General features: G+C 67.8%; 24 protein-coding genes. 11 read left to right on the top strand and 13 right to left on the bottom strand.

Annotated elements, in window-relative coordinates; translation table 11 throughout:
• Positions 1-32: 32 nt before the first annotated feature.
• Genes IHD13_RS02255 through fhuB form a run of 3 tightly spaced genes read left to right on the top strand, consistent with a single transcriptional unit; the run spans position 33 to position 3673 of the window.
• Complete coding sequence (locus tag IHD13_RS02255; RefSeq protein WP_195859407.1) at positions 33-800, top strand: ATP-binding cassette domain-containing protein; 768 nt, start codon at positions 33-35, stop codon at positions 798-800.
• A 3-nt stretch (positions 801-803) separates the two neighbouring features.
• Positions 804-1682: an ABC transporter substrate-binding protein gene (locus IHD13_RS02260; RefSeq protein WP_195859408.1), complete on the top strand. Its 879-nt coding sequence runs from the start codon at positions 804-806 to the stop codon at positions 1680-1682.
• Positions 1679-3673 (top strand): Fe(3+)-hydroxamate ABC transporter permease FhuB, encoded by a 1995-nt coding sequence (fhuB, locus tag IHD13_RS02265; RefSeq protein WP_195859409.1) that lies wholly within the window; start codon positions 1679-1681, stop codon positions 3671-3673. Before IHD13_RS02260 ends, fhuB begins: the two co-directional genes overlap by 4 nt.
• A gap of 73 nt (positions 3674-3746) precedes the next feature.
• On the opposite strand, the gene IHD13_RS02270 is transcribed toward fhuB, so the two are convergent.
• The 8 genes from IHD13_RS02270 to IHD13_RS02305 form a co-directional block, all read right to left on the bottom strand.
• Positions 3747-4106: a RidA family protein gene (locus tag IHD13_RS02270; protein ID WP_195859410.1), complete on the bottom strand. Its 360-nt coding sequence runs from the start codon at positions 4104-4106 to the stop codon at positions 3747-3749.
• 204 nt (positions 4107-4310) lie between these two features.
• Positions 4311-5165, bottom strand: a complete 855-nt coding sequence (locus tag IHD13_RS02275; protein WP_195859411.1) for a universal stress protein — start codon at positions 5163-5165, stop codon at positions 4311-4313.
• A 93-nt stretch (positions 5166-5258) separates the two neighbouring features.
• Complete coding sequence (gene nhaB, locus IHD13_RS02280; protein ID WP_195859450.1) at positions 5259-6770, bottom strand: sodium/proton antiporter NhaB; 1512 nt, start codon at positions 6768-6770, stop codon at positions 5259-5261.
• 478 nt (positions 6771-7248) lie between these two features.
• Complete coding sequence (locus IHD13_RS02285; protein ID WP_195859412.1) at positions 7249-8733, bottom strand: SulP family inorganic anion transporter; 1485 nt, start codon at positions 8731-8733, stop codon at positions 7249-7251.
• A 354-nt stretch (positions 8734-9087) separates the two neighbouring features.
• Positions 9088-9960: a DMT family transporter gene (locus IHD13_RS02290; RefSeq protein ID WP_195859451.1), complete on the bottom strand. Its 873-nt coding sequence runs from the start codon at positions 9958-9960 to the stop codon at positions 9088-9090.
• 72 nt (positions 9961-10032) lie between these two features.
• Positions 10033-10827 (bottom strand): slipin family protein, encoded by a 795-nt coding sequence (locus IHD13_RS02295; protein ID WP_195859413.1) that lies wholly within the window; start codon positions 10825-10827, stop codon positions 10033-10035.
• Between the two features lie 57 nt (positions 10828-10884).
• A complete protein-coding gene (locus IHD13_RS02300; RefSeq protein ID WP_195859452.1) occupies positions 10885-12375 on the bottom strand; it encodes an NfeD family protein in 1491 nt (496 codons plus the stop codon).
• An 83-nt stretch (positions 12376-12458) separates the two neighbouring features.
• Positions 12459-12770, bottom strand: a complete 312-nt coding sequence (locus IHD13_RS02305) for a putative quinol monooxygenase (RefSeq protein WP_195859414.1) — start codon at positions 12768-12770, stop codon at positions 12459-12461.
• Positions 12771-12857: 87 nt separating this feature from the next.
• Between IHD13_RS02305 and IHD13_RS02310 the strand changes: the two genes are divergently transcribed.
• Entirely contained in the window at positions 12858-13262 is a 405-nt protein-coding gene (locus IHD13_RS02310) for a VOC family protein (protein WP_195859415.1), read from the top strand.
• Positions 13263-13526: 264 nt separating this feature from the next.
• Here IHD13_RS02310 and IHD13_RS02315 read toward each other — a convergent pair whose 3' ends face one another.
• Entirely contained in the window at positions 13527-14303 is a 777-nt protein-coding gene (locus IHD13_RS02315) for a maleate cis-trans isomerase family protein (protein WP_195859416.1), read from the bottom strand.
• Between the two features lie 83 nt (positions 14304-14386).
• Here IHD13_RS02315 and IHD13_RS02320 point away from each other — a divergent pair, with 83 nt between their 5' ends.
• Positions 14387-15280, top strand: a complete 894-nt coding sequence (locus tag IHD13_RS02320) for an AraC family transcriptional regulator (protein WP_195859417.1) — start codon at positions 14387-14389, stop codon at positions 15278-15280.
• Positions 15281-15358: 78 nt separating this feature from the next.
• A complete protein-coding gene (locus IHD13_RS02325; RefSeq protein WP_195859418.1) occupies positions 15359-15913 on the top strand; it encodes a carboxymuconolactone decarboxylase family protein in 555 nt (184 codons plus the stop codon).
• A gap of 37 nt (positions 15914-15950) precedes the next feature.
• Here IHD13_RS02325 and IHD13_RS02330 read toward each other — a convergent pair whose 3' ends face one another.
• Positions 15951-16646 carry a DUF6969 family protein gene (locus IHD13_RS02330; RefSeq protein ID WP_195859419.1) on the bottom strand — a complete coding sequence of 232 codons (696 nt, stop codon included), beginning with the start codon at positions 16644-16646 and terminating at the stop codon, positions 15951-15953.
• A gap of 91 nt (positions 16647-16737) precedes the next feature.
• The gene (locus IHD13_RS02335; RefSeq protein ID WP_230086087.1) at positions 16738-17421 is read right to left on the bottom strand and encodes a cytochrome-c peroxidase; all 684 of its coding nucleotides are present in this window, start codon (positions 17419-17421) and stop codon (positions 16738-16740) included.
• A gap of 368 nt (positions 17422-17789) precedes the next feature.
• On the opposite strand from IHD13_RS02335, the gene IHD13_RS02340 reads away from it, so the two are divergent.
• On the top strand, positions 17790-18392 hold the full coding sequence (locus tag IHD13_RS02340) for a sigma-70 family RNA polymerase sigma factor (protein ID WP_230086088.1): 603 nt from the start codon (positions 17790-17792) through the stop codon (positions 18390-18392).
• Positions 18389-18595, top strand: a complete 207-nt coding sequence (locus IHD13_RS02345; protein WP_195859420.1) for a zf-HC2 domain-containing protein — start codon at positions 18389-18391, stop codon at positions 18593-18595. Before IHD13_RS02340 ends, IHD13_RS02345 begins: the two co-directional genes overlap by 4 nt.
• A gap of 17 nt (positions 18596-18612) precedes the next feature.
• On the opposite strand, the gene IHD13_RS02350 is transcribed toward IHD13_RS02345, so the two are convergent.
• Together IHD13_RS02350 and IHD13_RS02355 are read right to left on the bottom strand one after the other, a co-directional pair.
• A complete protein-coding gene (locus IHD13_RS02350; RefSeq protein WP_195859421.1) occupies positions 18613-19152 on the bottom strand; it encodes a hypothetical protein in 540 nt (179 codons plus the stop codon).
• Positions 19149-20174: a DUF3179 domain-containing protein gene (locus IHD13_RS02355; RefSeq protein WP_195859422.1), complete on the bottom strand. Its 1026-nt coding sequence runs from the start codon at positions 20172-20174 to the stop codon at positions 19149-19151. The genes IHD13_RS02350 and IHD13_RS02355 overlap by 4 nt, the downstream gene beginning before the upstream one ends.
• A gap of 234 nt (positions 20175-20408) precedes the next feature.
• Between IHD13_RS02355 and IHD13_RS02360 the strand changes: the two genes are divergently transcribed.
• The 3 genes from IHD13_RS02360 to IHD13_RS02370 all read left to right on the top strand — a co-directional run bounded on the left by IHD13_RS02360 (position 20409) and on the right by IHD13_RS02370 (position 22519).
• Complete coding sequence (locus IHD13_RS02360; protein ID WP_195859423.1) at positions 20409-21035, top strand: CDP-alcohol phosphatidyltransferase family protein; 627 nt, start codon at positions 20409-20411, stop codon at positions 21033-21035.
• Positions 21036-21099: 64 nt separating this feature from the next.
• Positions 21100-21294, top strand: coding sequence for a hypothetical protein (locus tag IHD13_RS02365; protein ID WP_195859424.1), 195 nt, complete (start codon positions 21100-21102; stop codon positions 21292-21294).
• A gap of 19 nt (positions 21295-21313) precedes the next feature.
• On the top strand, positions 21314-22519 hold the full coding sequence (locus IHD13_RS02370; RefSeq protein WP_195859425.1) for an ABC transporter substrate-binding protein: 1206 nt from the start codon (positions 21314-21316) through the stop codon (positions 22517-22519).
• Positions 22520-22541 lie beyond the last annotated feature (22 nt).

Consider the following 22541-nt stretch of genomic DNA (forward strand, 5'->3'; position numbering starts at 1 on the left):
CGATATTGACTCGCCCCGCCGGGAGAATCGCCATGTTCGAGACCCATGCCGCCACCTTCGCGGTGGACGGCAAGCGCCTGCTGCAGCCCACCGAGCTGTGCCTCGAAGAGGGCAAGGTGCATGGCCTGATCGGCCATAACGGCTCCGGCAAGTCGACCCTGCTCAAGCTGCTGGCCCGCCAGCAGCCGGCGAGCGGCGGCGAGGTGCGTCTCGATGGCCGGCCGCTCGCCGCCTGGGGACAGCGCGAGTTCGCCCGCCGGGTCGCCTACCTGCCCCAGCACCTGCCCGCCACCGACAGCCTGACCGGCCGCGAGCTGGTGGCCTTCGGCCGCTACCCCTGGCACGGCCTGCTGGGCCGCCACGGCGCCGAGGACCAGGCGGCCATCGAGCGCGCCCTGGCGCTGACCCACACCGAGCGCTTCGCCGACCGCCTGGTGGATACCCTCTCCGGCGGCGAGCGCCAGCGCCTCTGGCTGGCCATGCTGCTGGCCCAGGGCAGCGGCTTCCTGCTCCTCGACGAGCCCCTGGCGGCCCTGGATATCGCCCACCAGGTGGAGGTGCTGGCGCTGATCCGCCGCCTCTGCGCCGAGCTGGGCCTGGGGGTGATCATCGTCCTCCACGACATCAACCTGGCGGCCCGCTACTGCGACCGCCTGGTGGCCCTGCACGGCGGCCGCCTGCTGGCCCAGGGCGAGCCCGCCGCGCTGATGAACGACGCCACCCTGGAGGCGATCTACGGCCTGGCGCTGCGGGTGGTGCCGCACCCCAGCGGCGCCCACCCCATGGCGGTGGTGCCCTAGGCCATGCTGCGAGTCCGCCACCTGGCGCGCCTGGCCACCCTGGCCCTGCTGCTCACCACGCCCTTCACCGCTCCCCTCGCCCAAGCGGAAGACGATGCGCCCCGCCTGGCCAGCCTCGACTGGACCCTGGCCGAGACCCTGGTGGCCCTGGGCCATCCCCCGGTGGCGGTGGGCCAGGTGCCGGCCTACCACGCCTGGGTGGGAGAGCCGGCGCTGCCCGACTCGGTGATCGACCTGGGCCTGCGCAGCCAGCCCAACCTGGAGCGGCTGGCCGCCCTGGCCCCGGAGGGCATCCTAATCTCGCCGATGTTCGCCAACCTGACGCCGCGCCTCGAGCGCATCGCCCCGGTCAGCGAGCTGGCCCTCTATGCCCCCGGCGAGGCCACCTGGTCGCAGCTGCTGGCCCTGACCCGGGCGCTGGCGGCGCGGGTCGAGGACCCCGCCGCCGGCGAGGCGCTGATCGACGCCAGCGAGGCGCGCCTGGCCCAGCTGCGCGAGGGCCTGCCCGAGGCCAATGAACCGCTGCTGATCGTGCAATTCATGGATGCCCGCCATGTGCGGGTGTTCGGCGCCAATGGCCTCTTCCAAGCGGTGCTGGAGCGCCTGGGGCTGGAGAACGCCTGGACGCGCCCCACCAATGCCTGGGGCTTCAGCCTGGCGAGCCTGGAGGAGCTGGCCACCCTCGAGGCGCGCCTGGTGGTGGTGGAACCCTACCCCCGGGGCGTCGAGGCACGGCTCGCCGATAGCGGCCTCTGGCAACACCAGCCCAGCGTCGCGGCCGACCGGGTGATCACCCTGCCACCGGTGTGGAGCTTCGGCGCCCTGCCCTCGGCAGTGCGCTTCGCCGAACTCCTGGCCAATGCCCTGGAGAGCCAGCCATGACCGCGACGCCTCTAACGCACCAACCGCATCGACCACGCCTGGCCCCCTGGCTGGGGCTCGCCCTGCTGGGCCTGCTGATGCTGGGCCTGGCCCTGGTCACCCTCGCCGGGCAAGGCGGGGCCGGCGCGGCCTGGCGGGCACTGTTCGCGGTCACCCCGGGCGATACCGCCAGCCTGGTGCTGCACTACGCCTGGTGGCCGCGCCTGGCCATGGCACTGCTGGCCGGCGGCGGCCTGGCCCTGGCCGGGGTACTGATGCAGCAGGTGCTGCGCAATCCCCTGGCCGCCCCCACCACCCTGGGAGTGGCCAGCGGCGCCAATCTGGCGCTGATGGCCGCCTCGCTGATGGCTCCAGGCCTGCTGCTGGGCCGGGAATGGGTGGCGCTGGGTGGCGGCGCCCTGGCCATGGGGCTGGTCATGGCCCTGGCCTGGCGGCGGCGCCTGGCGCCGCTGGTGGTGGTGCTGGCGGGCCTGGTGGTCAATCTCTACTTTGGCGCCCTGGCCCTGGTGCTGCTGCTCTTTCACCAGGAGGAACTCAAGGGGCTACTGATCTGGGGCGCCGGCGCCCTGGCCCAGGATGGCTGGGGCGATGCCGCCTTCCTGGCCCCGCGCCTGGCCCTGGGCCTGCTGGCCGCCCTGGTGCTGCTGCGCCCGCTGCGCCTGCTGGCGCTGGATGACGCCAGCGCCAGTAGCCTGGGGGTCTCCCTCAAGCACCTGCGCCTGGCCGCCCTGGGGCTGGCCATCTTCCTCACCGCCAGCGTGGTCAGCGTGGTGGGGGTCGTCGGTTTCATCGGCCTGGCGGCGCCCAACCTGGTGCGCCTGGCCGGGGTGCGTGGCCTGGCCGCCCGGCTGCTGGCCGCCACCCTGCTCGGCGGCCTGCTGCTGGCCACCACCGACCTGCTGCTGCAGGGCGCCGGGCCCTGGCTGCCGACCCTGATTCCCACCGGCGCCGCCACCGCCGCCCTGGGGGCGCCCCTGCTGCTATGGCTGATCCCGCGGCTGCGCCTCGCCGACAAGGCCCCGCCCACGGCCACGCCGGGGCTCGGCCCCCGCCATCCCGCCCCGGCGCGGCTGGCCGGCGTGCTCGCCCTGGCACTGGGCGCCGCCCTGGTGGTCGCCCTGTGCTGGGGCCAGGGCGCCCAGGGCTGGCAGTGGCTGACCCATTGGGACGTGCTGGAGTGGCGCCTGCCACGCCTGGCGGCGGCCGCCGCCAGCGGCGTGCTGCTGGCCCTGGCCGGCACCCTGCTGCAGCGGCTGACCGCCAACCCCATGGCCAGCCCCGAGCTGCTGGGCATCAGCGGCGGCAGCGCCATGGCACTGATGGCGGCGATCTTCCTGCTGCCGGCGCCGGGCAATCTGGCCCTGGTGGCGGCGGGCACCCTGGGCGCCCTGGCCAGCCTGGCGGTGCTGGTGGGCATCAACCGCCGCAGCGGCCTGCGCCCGGAGCGGCTGCTGCTCACCGGGGTGGCCATCACCGCCCTCTTCGATGCGGTGCGCGCCATGGTGCTGGCCGGCGGCGACCCCCGCGGCCAGTTGATCCTGGCCTGGCTCTCCGGCTCCACCTACTACGTCGAGGCGGGCAGCGCCCTGACGGTATCGCTCCTGGCCCTGCTTCTCGGCCTGGCGACCCTGCCCTTCGCCCGCTGGCTGGATATCCTGCCGCTGGGCGCCGCCAGCAGCCAGGCCCTGGGCATCCGCCTCAACCGGGCGCGGCTGGCGCTGCTGCTGCTGGTGGCGCTGCTCACCGCCTGCGCCACCCTGGTGGTGGGGCCGCTCTCCTTCGTCGGCCTGCTGGCCCCGCACCTGGCGCGCCTGCTGGGCTTCGCCCGGGCCCGCGGCCAGCTCGTCGGCGCGGCCCTACTGGGCGCCCTGCTGATGGTGCTGGCGGACTGGCTGGGCCGCCAACTGCTGTTCCCCGACGAGATCCCCGCCGGCATCGTCGCCTCGCTGATCGGCGGCAGCTACTTTATCTGGCGCCTGCGCCGGCTTTGATGCCCATAAACGCCGAGGCCCGCCGAATGGCGGGCCTTGGTGTTTCTTACGGCAGGCGCGAAGGCGGCGAGCCTTAGCCCTTCACCACGGCGGTGACGGTGATCTCCACCTTCAGCTCGTCGGCGGGCATGGGGGCGGTGATGCAGGTGCGCGCCGGGGCGTGGCCCTCGGGCACCCAGGCGTCCCAGACCGCGTTCATGGCGGCGAAGTCGGCGCCATCCTTGAGGTAGATAGTGGCGGAGAGCAGGTGCTCGCGATCGGAGCCGATCTCGGCGAGCAGCGCATCGACCCGGGCCAGCATGCTCTCGGTCTGGGCGGTGATATCGCCGTGGCGGGCCTCGGGGCCGGCCACCTGGCCGCACAGGTGGGCCACGCCGTTATGGATGACGGCGCGGCTCATGCGGGTCTTGGTGTCGTGACGCTGGATGCTCATGGCTACCTCATTGAAACGGGGACGAAAGAGAACAAGATGATAACGCACCCCGCCCATTAATCACGGTGATTCACCCCGTTTTTCATGCCTAATGCAGCATAAGAAAATGCATTTCTATCTCTGCATAGGATTTTTAACCACGATCAAGCCGGCATGGCCCGGCGCTAGCGGCCAAGCCCACCGCACAGAGAGTAACGGGCGCGCTTAACGCAGCAGCAGCACCGGCAGCGTCGCCTTGCGCAGCATGGCGGTGGTGGTGCTGCCCACCAGCAGGTGACGGATCCGCGAGTGGCCATAGGCGCCCATCACCAGCAGGTCGATGCCCATCACCTCCTTGTAGTTGCGCAGGGTCTCTTCCACCTCGCCGCTGAGGATCTCCCCCACCGCCTGGTGGTCCGCCTCGCGCAAGGTGGTCAGCGCCCAGTCGAGCTGGGCACGCAGGTCGGCCAGTTCCGCCCCCACCATCACCACATGGCACTCGCAGCCCCGGAACAGCGGGCTCCTGGCGATCATCTCGATGCCCTTGCGGGTGGTCTTGCTGCCGTCGAAGGCGATCAACACCTTCTCGGGGCGGGTGAAGGTGTCGGGGACCATCAGGATGGGGCGGTGCAAGCTGCGCACCACCCGTTCCAGGTTGGAGCCCAGGTGGCCGCTGTCCTGCTGGTGGCCTTCGCCACGCTTGCCGATCACCAGCAGGCGGATGTCGTTCTCCAGCTCCGTCAAGGTCTCCACCAGGGTGCCGTTGCGCTGGCGGCCGGCGGGTTCCGCCACGCCGTCGGCGATGGCCCGCTCCTTGGCCGCCTGGAGCATCAGCCGGCCCTGCTCCTGGGCCAGCTTGGCGCGCTGCTCGTCGAGGCTGGCCAGCTCCTCCAGCAGGTGCTCCCGGGAGCCCAGGCCGATATTACCGGAGAGGTCCGCCTCGGCGGTCTGGGGATGGTTGTCCACCACGTGCAGGAAGGTGAGCGGTGCCTCCAGCGCCTGGCTGGCCCAGGCCGCATAGTCGCAGACGCCCGTGGAAAACCGCGAACCATCGATGGCAGCCATTACTTGCTCGGTCATGTGCTCGATCCTTTTGCTGGCGTATACCCCGTTTCTACCCTATCGCCGGGCCGGTGAACACCCCGTGGGGTGGCCACCGCGCCCTTTCTTGACTCAGCTCACCCAGTGGGTCACGCCCCAGTACCCCACCACCGTCATGACCACCGCATAGGGGAAGGCCATGGTCACCATCTTGCCGTAGGAGAGGCGCAGCAAGGGGGCGATGGCCGAGGTGAGCAGGAACAGGAAGGCGGCCTGGCCGTTGGGGGTGGCCACACTGGGCAGGTTGGTGCCGGCGTTGACGGCGATGGCCAGCAGGCGGAACTGCTCGGCGCTCAGGTCGCCACGCAGGAAGGCGGCCTTGAGTTCGCCGATATAGACGGTGGCGACGAAGACATTGTCGGAGATCGCCGAGAGCAGGCCATTGGCGAAGAACAGCAGCACCGCCTGCCCCTCTTCGGGACGCGCCAGCACCATCTCGATAAAGGGCTGGAAGAGGTGCTGGCTATGAATCACCGAGACCACGGTGAAGAAGACCACCAGCAGGGCGGTGAAGGGCAGCGCCTCCTGGAAGGCCTTGCCGATCTGGTGCTCGTCGCTGACCCCGTTGAAGCTGGCCAGCAGCACGATCACCGCCAGGCCGATCAGCCCCACCTCGGCCAGGTGCAGGGCCAGGGCCACCACCAGGAAGGCCGCCACCAGGGCCTGGGCAATCAGCTGGGCGCGCTCCCGGTTGGTGCGCTTGCTGGCCTTGTAGTGGTCGTAGTCCTTGAGGATCTTGCGGATGGTCTTGGGCATGGCCACGCCATAGCCGAACCACTGCAGCTTCTCCAGGGCCAGGCAGGTGAGCAGCCCCGCCACCAGCACCGGCAGGCTCACCGGCAGCATATTGAGGTAGAAGTCGCCGAAGCCCCAGCCCATCTCCTTGGCGATCAACAGGTTCTGGGGCTCGCCGACCATGGTGGCCACGCCGCCCAGGGCGGTGCCCACGGCGCCGTGCATCAGCAGCGAGCGCAGGAAGGCGCGGAAGTCGTCCAGCTCCGTGCGCAGCTCGGCGCGCACGCTCTCGTCGTCGTTGTGGTCGTGGCTATGGTCATAGCTCTTGCCGGAGGCCACCTTGTGGTAGACCGAGTAGAAGCCCACGGCGATGGCGATGATCACCGCGGTCACCGTCAGGGCATCGAGGAAGGCGCTGAGAAAGGCCGCCATGCTGGCGAAGAGCAGCGACAGCAGGTACTTGGAGCGCACATGGATCAGCAGCTTGGTAAAGGTGAAGAGCAGCAGGCTCTTCATGAAGTAGATCCCCGCCACCATAAACATCAGCAGCAGGATCACCGCCAGGTTGTGCTCCACCTCGCCGAGCACCGCCTCCGGGGAGGTCAGGCCGAGGGCGACGGCCTGCAGGGCCAGCAGGCCGCCGGGCAGCAGCGGATAGCACTTCAGGGCCATGGCCAGGGTGAAGATGAACTGGCCGAGCAGCAACCAGCCCAGCACCAGGCCGCCCTCGTCGCCGCCCAGGGTCCAGTAGACCAGGGGGTTGGCGACCAGGCAGGCGAGGATGACGACCTTGTACCAGTGCGGCGAATTGCCGAGGAAATTGCGGAAGGCGCCGCCGAGCAGCAGCATGGCCGGCGAACGCGGGGTCTGGCTTGCGCCAGGAATGGCTTGTGACATGGTGGATAAGTCTCGAACGGATAAACGACACCTGACCGGCCCTCGGGCCGGCAGGCACAACACGGTAATCGTCGATACCGCCTGGGACCCCTAGGGGGCCTCGCTGGGCGGGCTTATCCACGGTCGAAACTCGCTCGGAATGGTTAAGGAAAGCCTCCGATGACTCAGACGCTTACCACAACCAACCCGGGGTTCGGCCACGGTCGTGGAGGATGGCGGAGGGGGAATACGGCGCGGCAGGCTGGCGGTGCAGCGGCGCCACGCTTGGCTCGGTAGTGTCACTGGGAATCCCTGTTATAGGCGTTGAAGGACAAGGGGTGAAAAAAGGGGGAGCCGCAGACCGACCCCGAATGATATCAGGGACGACAGCCGTCGCCCATCCACCTTTTGACCCTGGCCGGATGGCCAGGGCCCTCGTTCGACGCTCGACTCAGTGGCCGCCCATCAGGCGCTCGACGGCCGCCGGGTCGTTATGCACGGCGTAGCGATCGACGATGGTGGCGCTGGCCTCGTTGAGGCCGATCAGTTCCACCTCGGTGCCCTCGCGACGGAACTTGATGACGATGCGGTCCAGGGTCTCCACGGCGGTGATGTCCCAGAAGTGGGCCCGGGAGAGGTCGATGGTGACCTTCTGTACCGTCTCCTTGAAATCGAAGGCCTCCATGAAGCGGTTGGAGGAGGCGAAGAAGACCTGCCCCACCACCCGGTAGGTGCGCTCGCCTTCGCCCTGTTCGGTGCCGATATAGAGGATATTGCCCACCTTGTTGGCGAAGAACATCGCCGCCAGCAGCACCCCGACGAAGACGCCGATGGCCAGGTTATGGGTACCCACGGTCACCGCCACGGTGGCCAGCATCACGATATTGGTGCTCAGGGGGTGCTTCTTGAGGTCGCGGATGGAGCTCCAGCTGAAGGTACCGATGGAGACCATGATCATCACCGCCACCAGGGCCGCCATGGGAATCTGCGAGACCCAGTCGGCGAGGAAGACCACCAGGATCAGCAGCACCACGCCGGCGATCAGGGTGGAGAGGCGCCCGCGACCGCCGGATTTCACGTTGATCACCGACTGGCCGATCATCGCGCAGCCGGCCATGCCGCCCAGCAGGCCGGAGCCGATATTGGCGATGCCCTGGCCCTTGCACTCGCGGTTCTTGTCGCTCTTGGTGTCGGTCAGGTCATCGACGATGGTGGCGGTCATCATCGACTCCAGCAGGCCCACCACGCAGAGCATCAGCGCCGTGGGGAGGATGATCATCAGGGTCTCGAGGTTGAGCGGCACGTCCGGCCACAGGAAGATCGGCAGGGTATCCGGCAGCTCGCCCATATCGCCGACGCTGCGGATCTCCATGCCGGTCAGCATATAGACGGCGGTCAGCACCAGGATGCACACCAGGGGCGAGGGAATCGAGCGACCGATCACCGGCAGGTAGGGGAAGCCGTAGATGATCGCCAGGCCGGCGGCGGTCATGGCATACACATGCCAGGTGACCCCGGTCAGCTCCGGCAGCTGGGCCATAAAGATCAGGATCGCCAGGGCGTTGACGAAGCCGGTGACCACCGAGCGGGAGACGAAGCGCATCAGCTCGGCGAGGCGCAGGTAGCCGGCGATGATCTGCAATACCCCGGTCAACAGGGTGGCGGCAAGCAGGTACTCCAGGCCATGCTCGCGCACCAGGGTCACCATCAGCAGCGCCATGGCGCCGGTGGCGGCGGAGATCATCCCCGGACGGCCGCCGGTGAAGGCGATCACCACGGCGATGCAGAAGGAGGCGTAGAGCCCCACCTTGGGATCGACGCCGGCGATGATGGAGAAGGCGATGGCCTCGGGAATCAAGGCCAGGGCCACCACGATGCCGGCCAGGGTGTCGCCCTTGATATTGGAGAACCAGTCTTGCTTGATCGATCGTATCATTCTACGGTCCAGTCGAGGGGTGATGTCTCGCCGAGACGCACGACCGCCCACCGGGGTAGCGGCACTCGAAGCGAGGAGCGTGGGTAATAGCGGTTATCGTGAAACGAGTCGCGCACGCGGGCGCATGGCACCGAGAGTGATGCCAGAGGGTGACGCCGTCATGACGACGGTCGCGTCTCCCCCGGAAGGGAAAGGCAGCGCTAGGGCGGAGTCATGCCGCGCGAAGAGGAGGTGTCGATCACCTGTGGAGAATCCCTTACTCGTTTCATTGGCGCCCGGCCCGTGCGGCGAATCACGAGGATGCCATCGGGATGTCTGGGGGCGCTGATTTTGAGGAGCGCAAATTCTACCAGCTTATCCTTCCTTCTGCACCCGCCGCCTCAGGCGCCGTTCGCGACGCAGGTCGAAGGCGCCCTTGCAGGCCAGGGTGCCCAGCACCAGGACCCCGCCCACCAGGGCCGAGGGCGAGGGACGTTCCGCCAGCAGCCACCACACCCAGAGGCTGCCCACCACCACTTCCAGCAGCATCAAGAGCCCCACCTCGGCGGCGGGCAGGTAGAGGGGGCCCCGCTGGATCAGGGTGAAGCCCAGGGGCAGCAACCCCAGGCAGAGCAACAGCAGAAGCCCCAGGCGCTCGGCGGGCGGCCAGCTCAGGCCGGCACCGCCACCCAGGCCGTAGGCGGCGGCCAGCCCGGCAACGATCAGCCCCGAGAGGGTCAGCATGGGGCTCATGTCGATGCCCGGCCGGGTGCGACAGAGGGTGAAGTTGGCGGCCAGGGAGAGCGCCGCCAGCAGGGCGAAGCCGTTGCCCAGCAGGCTGCCGGTGCCGGCATCGTCGCCGACGATCAGGGCGGTGCCCAGCAGGCAGGCGGCAATGGCCAGCCAGGTGCCCAGGGGCTGGCGCTCGCCGAGGAACACCCGCGACAGCAGGGCGGCGAAGAGCGGCGCGCCGGCCAGGATCATCAGGACATTACCGCCCTTGGTGTACTGGTTGCCCAGTACGAAGCCCAGGGTGGAGCCGGCGAACAGCAGCGCCACCGCGACCCCGGTGATACCGCAACGACGATAGGCGGCGACGAAGCCGCGCCCCTGGCGTAGCCCGACGATGATCACGAAGCCCAGGGCCGTGAGCAGGCCTCGCCACAGCAGGATCTCCGCATCCGGCAGGGCGATCAGCTTGATCAACAGGGCGTCCGGGGAGATCAGCAGGGCCCCACCAGCGGTCATCAACAGGCCCTGCTGACGGGACGACAGGCGTGGACTCAAGGTTGCCTCGCGGCCCTCGGTACCTGATGGCACTCAGGAGGCATCCTCGCCCCCCCCGGCGGTACGCGCCCGGGCCGCCGGCGAGGCCTTCATCTCGCGGAAGGCTTCGACCAGGTCAATGGGCAGGGGCACCACGATGGTGGAGGCGTTCTTGTTGCTCATATCGCTCATGGTCTGCAGGTAGCGCAGCTGCAGGGCTCCGGAATTCTCGGACATGACATTGGCGGCCTCTACCAGTTTCTTGGAGGCCTGCAGCTCACCCTCGGCGTGAATCACCTTGGCGCGCCGCTCCCGCTCCGCCTCGGCCTGGCGGGCGATGGCGCGGATCATGCTCTCGTCGAGGTCCACGTGCTTGATCTCCACGTTGGCGACCTTGATGCCCCACTCCTCGGTCTGGGTATCGATGATCTCCTGGATGTCATCGTTGAGCTTGTCGCGTTCGGAGAGCATCTCGTCCAGGTCATGCTTGCCGAGCACCGAACGCAATGTGGTCTGGGCCAGTTGACTGGTGGCCTGGGTAAAGTTCTCTACCTGGATGATCGCCTTCTCCGGGTCCACCACCCGGAAGTAGAGCACCGCATTGACCTTGACGGTGACGTTGTCCTGGGAAATGACGTCCTGTTCCGGCACGTCCATGGTGATCACCCGCAGGTCCACCACGTCCATCTTTTGGATCCCGGGGATGATGATGATCAAGCCGGGCCCCTTCACCGACTGAAATCGCCCCAGGAAGAAGACCACGCCGCGTTTGTATTCCGGCAGGATGCGAATCGCCGCCGCCAGGAACATCACCACCAGTACCAGGGGTACGAGATAGGTCACCATCATGGTCAAGACTCCTCGATTGTCGCTGCGAATTCGCCACTACCCTCGACAGCATAGCCGTTAGTGGCCATCGTCCAGGGGCGCCACTTCCACGGTCAGCCCCTCGATGCGCACCACCTTGAGTACCTGGCCGCGGCGCACCGGTTGGGCGGCGCGGGCCCGCCAGCGCTCCCCGCGCAGACGCACATGGCCCTCGCCCTCGAAATCTTCCAGGGCGGTGGCCTGCACATGCAGCATCTCCTCCTGGCCGGTGCGCACCGGGGCCCGGCGCAGGCCCATGAAGCGGGTCATCACCCATAGCATCAGCAGCGCCGCCAGGCCCGCCACGCTGCCGATCATCGGCAGCGAGATGCTCAGGTGATCGGCATCCATCAGGATCACCGAACCGATCACGAAGGCCACCACCCCGCCGATGCCGAGTATCCCGAAACTGGGCATGAAGGCCTCGCCAACGATCAGCCCCAGCCCCACCAGGATCAACGCCAGGCCGGCGTAGTTGACCGGCAGCACCTGGAAGGCGAAGAGCGCCAGCAGCAGACAGATGACGCCGATGGTGCCGGGAATCAGGCTGCCGGGGTTGGAGAGCTCGAAGATCAGGCCATAGAAGCCGATGATCATCAGGAAGTAGGCCACGTTGGGGTTGGTGATCACCGCCAGCAGTTGGGTGCGCCAGTCCGGGTCGTAGTCGACAAGGGCCAGGTCGGCGGTCTCCAGCACCCGCTCGCCCCACTCCATGACCACCTCGCGGCCGTCGATCTGGGCCAGGAGGTCGGGAATGTCCCGGGCCACCACATCGATGACGTTCTGCTCCAGGGCCTCCCGGGAGGTGAGGGTCACCGCCTCGCGCACCGCCTCTTCGGCCCAGTCGGCGTTGCGCCCATGGCGCTCGGCCAGGCCGCGAATGTAGGCCACCGCGTCTTCCAGTACCTTGCGCTCCATGGCGGTCTCGCCGCGGCGCCGCTCGTCCCGGGGCGCGGGGGCCTCCTCCCTGGCCTCATCGGCTACCGCCTCGTCGGAAGCCGCCTCCTCCCTGGCTTCGTCAGCGGCGGCGTCATCATCGGCGGCCGCGGAGTTCGATGGATTGCCGTTGCCGTCATCGTCGTCATCATCACCGATGCCGGGAATGCCGCCCCCGCCGAGTTGCACCGGCGTCGCGGAACCCAGGTGGGTGGCGGGAGCCATGGCGGCCACATGGCTGGCATAGAGCAGGTAGGTGCCAGCGCTGGCGGCTCGGGAACCGCCGGGGGAGACATAGATGGCCACCGGTACCGGGGAGGAGAGCATGGCGCTGATCATCTCGCGCATGGAGGCGTCGAGGCCGCCGGGGGTATTGAGCTTGACCACCACGATCTCCGCTTCCGCCTCAGCCGCCTTGCGCAGGCCGCGCTGGAAGTAGTCGTTGCTGGCGGGGCCGATGGCCCCGTCGATGGTCAGCACCCAGGCGCTGCGCTGTGACTCCTGGGCGTGGGCATACCAGGCCAGGGCGCTACCGAGGGCCAGGCACAGTAATGACAGTATGAGGATGATGCCCTGGCGAGTATTCCACCGCATGCTGCCCATGGCTGGCCCTCCGGCTCTCTCGTGTCACATCTATCAGCTGTGATGAAGCGCCGGGGCTTTGGTTCACTCCGGCCTCAAGCCTGGCGAACCTCCGGGCTGGTGGCCAGGACCCCGGCACGAATCACGCTCTGCTGTTCGATCAGGGGATTCACGACCTCGCGGCTGGCCTGGTAGTGGGGCGTCAGCTTGTGCTCGGCCAGGGCCGCTTCATCCCGGTATATCTCATAAAGGTAGAAGAGATTCGGGTCCTGCTGGTCTTCCAGTACGTCGAAGACATGACAGCCGGGCTCCTCGCGCACCGAGGCGGCGGCGTTGGGCAGCATGGCTTCCAGGAAGCGCTCGCGCTGGCCGGGCTTGAGCTGGGTCTTGACGATGATACAGAACATTCGGGGCTCCTCGACTTGACGACGGGTTTAAATGGAAATACTTTCCACAAAATATCATAGTCGAATCGATGACCAAAGGAAGCGCCCATGCAACGCCCCGCCCCCCTCAATGGCATGCGCCATATCGCCCTCCAGGTGCAGGACCTGGAGGCCTGTGAACGCTTCTATGTGGAGCTGCTGGGCATGGAGGTGCTGCGTCGCGCCCATGCCGACCTGGTCTACCTGACCCTGGGCAACGACAACCTCTCCCTGAGCCGCGCCAAGGCCCCCACCGGCGAGGATCCCCAGCGCCTGGATCACTTCGGCTTCGTGGTGGATACCCCCGAGGACGTGGACGCCTGGCACGACTACCTCAAGGCCCAGGGTGTCACGGTCACCAGCGCGCCTCATGACCATGCCGATGGCGCCCGCAGCTTCTACTGCCTGGATCCGGACGGCAATAGCGTCCAGCCCCTCTATCACCCCTGCGTCTCCGGCCAGCGACTGAGCTGAGAGCTGGAAGCTGGAAGCCAATAGCTGCTAGCCGCCGGCCTCCGGGCAAGCAGGCTCGCTCCCGCCGGGACGAAACCCCGACGCTACGCGAGCCGGGTGACGCGCACCAGGCCGGATCAAGGTCCCTCTTGCCGGTCGCAGACGCGCACGTCTTAAATCGACATCCCTGTCGATTTGCGCTACCCGGCTCGCTTCGCGTCGGCATCCCGGCGAAGTCGCTGATCCTCCTCGCCCGGGAGGCCATAACGTGCCAGCGCCAGCGCCCTACCCCGCCAATAGCCGGCCGAAGCCCTCCAGATGGGTGGGGCGCCCGGCCAGTTGTCGGGCGTGCCAGTAGAGGGCCTGATTGCTGGAGAGGCAGGGAATGCCGAAGCGGGCCTCCAGGGCCTCGAGCCGTTCCAAGGCACGCAGGTTGGTGCAGGGCATCACCACCGCCTCCACCCCCTCGGCCCCCTCCAGCAAGACCGCCAGGGCATCGCCCAGGCAGTCCGGGTCCACCGCGGGGATATCCACGTCGCGACGCAGGTGGAAGCCCCCCACCGCGGCGACCTGGATGCCCAGCTCCTCGAAGGCCGCATAAAAGGCGGCATTGAGCTCCCGCACATAGGGGGTCAGCAGGGCGATACGTCGCGCCCCCAGGCTCGCCAGGGCCTCGCGCAGGGCCAGCCAGGGGTGGGTCACCGCCACCCCGGGACGCACCGCGGCGAAGGTCCTGGCGATGGCCGGGTCGCCGATCAAGAGCCCCGCCGAGGTGCAGCCGAAGACCAGGGTGTGCAGGGGCAGGCCCGGCACCAGGGTACGGGCCGCGGCCTCGATCTTCGGCGCCAGGGCCAGCAGCGCTCGGGGCGTCACCTCCCCGGTGGTGGTCAACCGGGTGCAGAAGCACTCCATGTCATCGCCAAGCAGCCGCTGCCAGTCCCGCTCCAGGGTGTAGTCGGTATCCAGCAGTACCAGGCCGATGCGCAGCAGCTCGGGCCGGGCATAACGCCGATAGGGTAATCCCCGCTCCAGATAGGTGAAGTGCTCGCCCCAGTCACTCATGCCGGCTCCTCCGCTGTCACCTTGCCCCAGCATAGTCGCCGACAAGCGGGTAAGCTTGACGGGCCTATCGACTGGAGGCCCGGATGGTCGACGATCCCCTTTCCGAGCTGCTCGCCCCCCATTTCCTGGGCAGCGAGTTCTATCATGCCGCCAAGCACTGCGGCGACTGGTTGCTGAGTCACGAGCAACCCGTCGCGCCCAGCTTTCACCTGGTCACCGAGGGGCGCTGCACCCTGGCGTTGCCCGGGGGCGAGCGTCGCCATCTGGAAGCCGGCGACCTGGTCTTCTTTCCCGGCGACGGCCGCCACCAGCTCTGTGCCCTGCCCGACGAGCGTGGCCGCCCGGTTCGCGAGCTGGCCCTGGCTAGCCGCCGCCCCGGGGTCGGTCTGCTGTGCGGCCGCTTTCGTTTTCGTGATGAGCTGACGCCGCCCTGGTTCCGGCTGCTACCGGATGCCCTGGCGCTGACCCGGGAAGAGCGCGATGCCGATTGGGATGCCCTGCTGAAGATGCTGACCCAGGAGCTGAGCCAACCCCTGCCGGGCGGTCGCCATCTGGCCCTGGCGCTGGCCAATGCGTTGCTGATCCGCCTGCTTCGCCACTGCCTCTCCCGGGGACTGCTCGACCTGCCGACCCTGATGGCCTATCACGATCCGCTGATCCGCCAGGTACTCACCCTGCTTCACCAGGCCCCGGAGCGGGAGTGGCCCCTGGCGGAGCTGGCCCATCGGGTGGGGCTGTCGCGCTCGGCCCTCTGCGAGCGCTTTCACCGCCAGGTGGGCATGCCCGTGCGTCGTTATCAGGTTCGCCTGCGCATGGAGGCCGCCGACCGGCGACTGGCTCGGGGCGACAGCGTGCTCGCCGCCTCCCTGGCCGTCGGTTACTGCTCCGAGGCGGCCTTCCGTCGTGCCTACAAGCGAGTACGGGGCCATGGGCCGACCCAGCAAGGGGGGCAAACTACCCTGGACGATCGGGCATAAAGTAGCGACCCGGGAACCGTCTCGCGTCGCCGTCGCCGGCTAGACTGGGGGCACCCTCCACCGAGAAGGAGTCTCCCCATGCCAACCTTTCCCCTGCATGACCTGGAATCGGCGCCGGCGGAAGCCCGGCCGCGCCTCGAAGCGGCCCAGCAGAAGATGGGCTTCCTGCCGCATATCTTCGCCAAGATGGCCGAGGCCCCGCCACTGCTGGAGGCCTATCTGAGTCTCGACGAGATCTACGCCCGTACCAGCCTGAACCCCGCCGAGCAGCAGGTGGCCCTGCTGGCCATCAGCGCCGCCAATGGCTGCGCCTTCTGCGTGGCCGCCCATAGCGGCGGTGCCGCCAAGGCCCAGGTGTCGCGGGAGGAGATCGCCCGCCTGCGCGACCTGGGCACGCCGAATGACCCACGCCTGGCCGCCGTGGCGCGCTTCGCCCGCCACCTCAATGAACAACGGGGCTGGGCCGCCCCCGAGGAGATGGACGCCTTCCTCGCCGCCGGCTTCAACCGCGGCCAGATCCTCGAACTGGTGATCGCCTGTGCCCTCAAGACCCTCTCCAACTACACCAACCATCTGGTGGACACGCCCCTCAACGAGGAGCTGGCCCCCCTGGCCTGGCAGCCGCCGCGCTGACCGGCCCGGCCCCGGCGCCGCACCGGGGCCATCGCCATCACGCCTCGCGATGCTTCAGGGTCGTGGCCAGGTGCTCGGTCCAGGCGGGCAGGTCCAGCGGGATCTGCCCGATCACCTCGATGTCGCGGTTCTCGAAGACCTTCGGGTCCTCCGCTCGAAGCCGGGCGATTTCGCGATCCCGATGGACGAGCAGCACCTCCAGCTGGGGGCGGCAGGCGCTAACCAGGGCCGTGACCCAGCGGTTGACCGGCCAGGAGGGCCAGGCGTGATCGATGGCGAAGGTCTCGGCCAGGGCCAGGGTCTCCGCGGAGCCACGCCACTGCTCCCCGGTGACCCAGCGATTGGTGGTAAAAAGGCCGATGGGCAGGCCCCAGGCATCCATGGAGACCGCCACCAGGTGGGTGGGTGTCTTGACCTTGCCGGGGCGATTGTCCCCGGCCGGGCGATTGAAGAGGTGGAAGTGGCCGTGCTCGCCGCCCCGATGGGCATGGTAATAGTACTGCCCCCCGGTCTCCCGGTCGTAGACATCGCCCTTGGGGTAGTGATCGAGCCGCACGAACTGACCCTGCCCCTTGAGCAACTCGCCCACCAGGTTGAGCCCCACTTTTTTCAGCACGCGCTGGCAATCCAGCGACTCCCGGGCCGCCTGGTGGAAACGCCGCAACGCGGCCCGGTCATAGGTCGACAGGTCGGGAGCACTTACCGGCTCACCGATGGAAAAAGGCTCCAGCATGGATAGGGTGGCTCCTCGGCGGGTGTCTCGTCAGACTATCAGACGGCCGCGAGCCAGGGGCAAGGCCCCCGGCTCGCGGTCGATACCGGGTTCAGAGGTTATGGGGTTCACCGGCATAGCGCCGCTGGACCTCCACCACATAGGCGGAGAGCGCCGCCAGCTCCTCGCTGTCCCAGCCCAGGGCCTCGGCGGCCATGGGCACCACCATGCACATCTGCACCATCTCGTCGGCATGCACCACCTCCATGCCGAACATGTTCTCGCCCATGGCCACCCGATGGGGATAGGGCTGCTCGAAGGTCGCCTGGTAGCCCTGGTCGCCGCCGTGGCAGCTGGCGCAGGACATCCCGTTGGTGCTCAGGCTGGGGTCGTTGAACAGCGCCTCGCCCCGGGCCAGGAGCTCGGGATCATTCATCTCCTCCTCGCTGTAGCCCGGCACATAGCCCTCGGGGCGCTTGACGGCAGAGGCCGGGCCGTCGGCCGCGCAGGGATTCGCGGCACAGGGGTTCGCAGCACAGGGGTTCGCGGCACAGGGATTGGCCGCCGCGCAGGGGTTCGCGGCGCAGGGATTGGCCGCCGCGCAGGGGTTCGCGGCACAGGGATTGGCCGCCGCACAGGGGTTCGCGGCGCAGGGATTGGCCGCCGCACAGGGGTTCGCGGCGCAGGGGTTGGCCGCCGCGCAGACCTGCATGGCGGCGCAGGGATTCGCCCCACAGGGATAGTCCATGCCGTCCGCCGATGCCTGCAGCGCCATGCTGCCCAGGGAGAGACTCAAAAGCGTGCCCGCCAGGGTACAACCCCAGGTTCCGAATCGCGTGTCAGGAAACCATTTTTTCATCGCCAGACTCCTTCTCGGTCTTATCGTTGTGATGCACGCAAGTGCCCCGCTCTGCGAAGCTTCCCTGTCTGTCTACGAAATCAGGACTTCCTTACAGGCAGCGGCCTTCACCACTCAGATCGATCAGGCATAGCAATAGAGACGAAATGGCCACCTAAAAATCATCCACCACCTCTGGCGCCAGCCGCTCTACTAGGCTGGTGCCATATGGCCCAGGGTTCAGAAACTCGCTGGAGGATGCCGCGCCGGGTGTCATCCTCTTCGTGAAAAAACGACAACACCTCACCCTATCGAGAGAGGTAGCCATGGAAACGAGTATTCCCGTTTCACCCAATGACAGAGAGGAGCGAATGCGGCGACTCTCGGCGGTCAGGCCACGCCTGCTCTCATTCGCCAGACTTCAATTGAGAGATCATTCCCTGGCGGAAGATGCCGTTCAGGAGGCCCTGGCCGCGGCGATCGACAAGGATGCCAGTTTCTCGGGGCGCTCCGGCTACGAGACCTGGGTCTTCGGCATCCTCAAGTACAAGATTCTCGATAGCCTGCGCGAACAGAAGCGCCGTGGTCACTGGCGCCCCCTGGAGGAAGAGCTAGATGAAGAGGCCATCGACCGGCAATTTCAGCAGAGTGGTCGTTGGCAGCCATCGGCCCGGCCCGCGGACTGGGGAGACCCGGAAGGCGCCCTGAACCAGGAGCATTTCTGGCAGGTCTTCGATAGCTGCATGATCGCCCTTCCCGAGAATATCGCCCGGGTCTTCTCCCTGCGGGAACTGATGGGCCTATCGACGGAAGAGATCTGCCGAGAAACGGGAATCAAGGAAAATAACTGCTGGGTCATCCTGCATCGTGCCCGGCTGCGATTGCGGGCTTGTGTGGAGAAGGGATGGTTAGCGGAGGATAAGTCATGATGATGTGCAAGCGGGCCACCGAGCTGATGTCACAGCGCCTCGATCGCCCACTTAGCTGGACAGAGAAGGTATCGCTGACCTTTCACCTCTCCATGTGTGGTGCCTGCAAGCAGTGCAACCGCCAGTTCGAGCTGCTGCACCAGGCCGGCCAGCGCCTGGATGGGGAACGCTGCCCTCAGGAAGAGGAGTCCGACAGGGAGTGACCTGTCACGCTCGTCGCCTAGCCGCTCGCGTCGAGGCGCCGGCTCATGACCCAGAGTCCGGCCAGCATTAGCACCAGGGCCAGGGGAATCAGGAGTGGCGTCAGGCCCACCACGGCACCGGCGATCGGCAGGCCCAGCCAGATCAGCACCAGGGGGGCGCAGCAGGCCCCACCAACCAATAGGGCCGGAATCGCCGCCAGGATGCCGCCGGCGGAGCCACCCACCCCACACACCCGGGGCGAGCGCCATACCCACCAGGCCGCCAGCAGGTTGAGCCCCAGCAGTCCCCCCATCGCCAGGGCCACTAGCGTATTGAGGGGGCTGAAGGTCCATACCAGGCTGCCCAGCATGATCCGGCCCACCGGCTCGAACTGCAGGAAGCCGCGCCGTTCGAACAGGCGCTCCCAGGCGGGGAAGCTCGCCTCCCAGCCGCCCCAGCCACCACCGGCCAGGTCGCCGGTCAACCAGAGGTAGGCCAGCGCATAGCTCATGGCCATGATAGCTAACGCCAGCAGCGCCGCCGGACGGGCCATCAGGCGGTTCCTGAAGACACTCATGGAGTCTGCTCCGGGTAGAGGGACGTGTCGGGATAGAAGGCGGCCCAGGCAAACCACATGGCCTCGAAGCCGTGCAGGGGCTCCAGGGCCTCGATGCCCGGGCCACGCACGCCCTCCGGCGTGAAATTCAGAGCATCGGCATCGAGGCTCAGGCCGCGGGGATTGCGAAAGGCCCAGGCGGTATCCAGGCCGGGGTCGTGGATCAACACCAGGGACTCCTCGCCCAACCGGGTCTCGATCACTCGCTCCTCACGCAGGGCCCGACGATCGACGGCCAGGGCCCCCTGGACGGTGCGCACGCCGAAGATCATCGTCTTGGGGGGAAAGCGGTCGTCGCGATTCAACACAGGGAAGAGGCGACGACTCTCGGGGAGGTAGTAGCCGCCCAAGGGGACGTAGCTTCCGTAGGGGTCGCGGCGATAGTTGCGCACATAGCCGGTCTGCTCGGAGAGCACCCGGGTCTCGGGATAGCGGGCCCGCCACTGCCCCCAGGTGGTCCAGATCAGGCGCACCTCTTCCAGCCCCTGGCCGACCAGGGGGCCATCGATGGCCACGCCGAGGATCTGCGGCCACTCGCTGTCGGTGGCCCGGTCGTACATCACCAGGTTGCTGTTGACCAGCTTGCCGGAGACCCCGAGCTGGGTCGCCCCCCGCTTGAAGCCCAGGGCGGTGCCGGTCAAGGGGCAGTAGGTGATGCTCAGGGCCTCGCCGCCCAGCTCGTCATTGACGATCTCGTGCCACACCAGGATGCGCTGGGGGTAGGCCCGCGCCTCGCCCTGGCGATAGAGGCCGATAACGATCTCGTCATCGCTCAGCCGTGCCTGGTCGGCGCTCAGGAATCGGGGCCGGTCGATGGAGGGAATGCCATCCTTGCCGGGCCCTCCCGACTGGAGGGCGGCGCGGAAGCTCTCCAGGGAGTGCGCCACCGCCACCTGGGGCGGCGCCTGGGTCGGCGGCCCGGCCAGGGCCGAGCCGCCGACCAGGAAACCGAGAAGCGCTGTCGTCAGCAGGAGTCGTCGCATAAGCACCTCGCCAGGGGGAGCTCCCCGAGTCGGAGTCCAGGGTCCTGGTGCTCTGTCGCCTAAGCGTCACGAACCTTACAGTCGATCAGACGGCCGAGATGGCGCACCTTGGCCATGCAGGTGCCCATCGCTGGAGTTGTACGAGGTGCTGCTAATGTACAATCATGGACGACAGGGTAAGGAAGGGCGGAAGCGCCCGACCCTATATCAGCCCCCTCAAGGAGATTCGTGCTCATGCTGGATCGCTGGACCATGCCGTTGGCGCAAGACCTGCTCGAGGGCAGTGCCCGCTGGCTGCTGGCGCGTCGCATCAGCGCCAACCAGGTCACGGTCACCGGCTTCGCGATCGGCCTGCTGGCCCTGCCCCTGCTGGCCCTGGAGTGGTACCTCCCGGCCCTGGTCGTCATCCTCCTCAACCGCCTCGGCGATGGCCTGGATGGCGTCCTGGCCCGGCTCGGCGACACCACCAGCGATGCCGGCGGTTTTCTCGATATCGGCCTCGATTTCGTCTTCTACGGCGCCGTGGTCTTCGGCTTCGCCCTGGCCAACCCCGCGGACAATGCGCTCGCCGCCGCCCTGCTGCTGTTCGCCTTTATCGGCACGGGCAGTTCCTTCCTGGCCTTCGCCATCATGGCCAATCGCCACCAGTTGCAGCGGCCGCGCTTTCCCAACAAGGCCTTCTACTACCTGCATGGCCTCACCGAGGGCACGGAGACCATCCTGGCCTTCGTGCTCTTCTGCCTGTTTCCCCAGCACTTCGTCATCCTGGCGACGCTGTTCGCCATCGCCTGCCTGATCACCACCGCCACACGCCTCTGGGGCGGCTATCACACCCTGATGCAGGCGAGTGATGTAAGGTAACGGGGCGAGTGACGACTCAGGTGGCATCAGACGCCATAAACCTCGTTCGCCATCAGGTAACGCCGTGACGCAGCCCGCCAATCGCATCGAGCAATCCCGTCCCCAGGCCGGCCTCGCCGAGGCCCTCGGGGCCCGGCTCCCAGGACTCGCCCATGACGCCATCGTGCCCCTGGCCGATACCGGCCTGGCCCATGAGCACCTGCGCCTGGTCGGCAGCGGCCTACTGGCCCGCGCCCACGCCCTCGCCCCCCAGGACTAACCCGCAAGGAGCCTTACCCATGTTTCGATCCCCCCTGCTGCTGGCCCTCGGCCTGGTCGGCCTGACCTCCGCCCAGGCCGCCCCGGATCCCCATGACTGGGAGGCGGTGCTCGACGAGGCCCGCGGCCAGCAGGTCTTCTGGTATGCCTGGGCCGGCGAGGAGCGCATCAATGACTATATCCAGTGGACCGCCGACCGGGTCGCGGAGCGCTATGACATCACCCTGACCCATGTGAAGCTGGGCGATACCGCCGAGGCGGTCTCACGGGTGCTGGCGGAGCGCCAGGCCGGCAATGACGAGCGCGGCAACGTGGACCTGATCTGGATCAACGGCGAGAACTTCGCCACCATGAAGGCCAATGACCTGCTGTTCGGCCCCTGGTCGGAGCAGTTGCCCCACTACCCCCTCACCGACCCGGAGAACTCCCCGGCGGTACGCTACGACTGGACGATCCCGGTGGATGGCCTGGAGGCGCCCTGGAGCAGCTCCCAGGTGGTCTTCTACTATGACACCGCCCTGGTCGATGACCACCCCAGGTCGATGCCGGAGCTGCTCGACTGGGCCCGGGCCAACCCCGGCGACTTCACCTATGCCCGGGTGCCCAACTTCCTCGGCAACGCCTTCATCACCCAGGCCATGCTGGAGCTCGCCGAGGAGACCGCCCCCTTCTACGCCCCGGTGGAGGAGAGCGACTTCGACGCCCTGACCGCCCCGCTCTGGGAGTTCCTCGACGCCCTGCATCCCCACCTGTGGCGCGGCGGCCGCGCCTTCCCCGCCAACAGCGCCGAGCTGCGCCGCCTGATGGGCGACGGCGAGATCGCCATCGGCCTCTCCTTCAGCACCACCGAGGCCTCCGGCGCCATCGCCAACTTCGAGCTGCCCGAGACGGTGCGCACTTATGTCCACGACGGCGGCATGATCGGCAACCTGAGCTTCCTGGCGATCCCCTACAACGCCCAGCACAAGGCCGGCGCCATGGTGGTCGCCGACTTCCTGCTCTCCCCCGAGGCCCAGGCCCGGAAGCAGGACCCGGTGATCTGGGGCAGCGGCACCGTACTCGCCATGGAGCGCCTCGAGGAAGACGAGCGCGCCCGCTTCGCGCAGATCGACCTGGGGATCGCCACCCTGCCCCCGGAGGCGCTCGGCGAGCTGCTCGGCCAGCCCCACCCCAGTTGGGTGGACGCCCTGGAGGCGGCCTGGCAACGGCGCTACGTGGGTCAATGAGGGGCGGTACGCCCCGGAGTGA

This window comes from Halomonas sp. 328, assembly GCF_015645095.1.
In the GTDB taxonomy this organism is placed as follows: domain Bacteria; phylum Pseudomonadota; class Gammaproteobacteria; order Pseudomonadales; family Halomonadaceae; genus Bisbaumannia.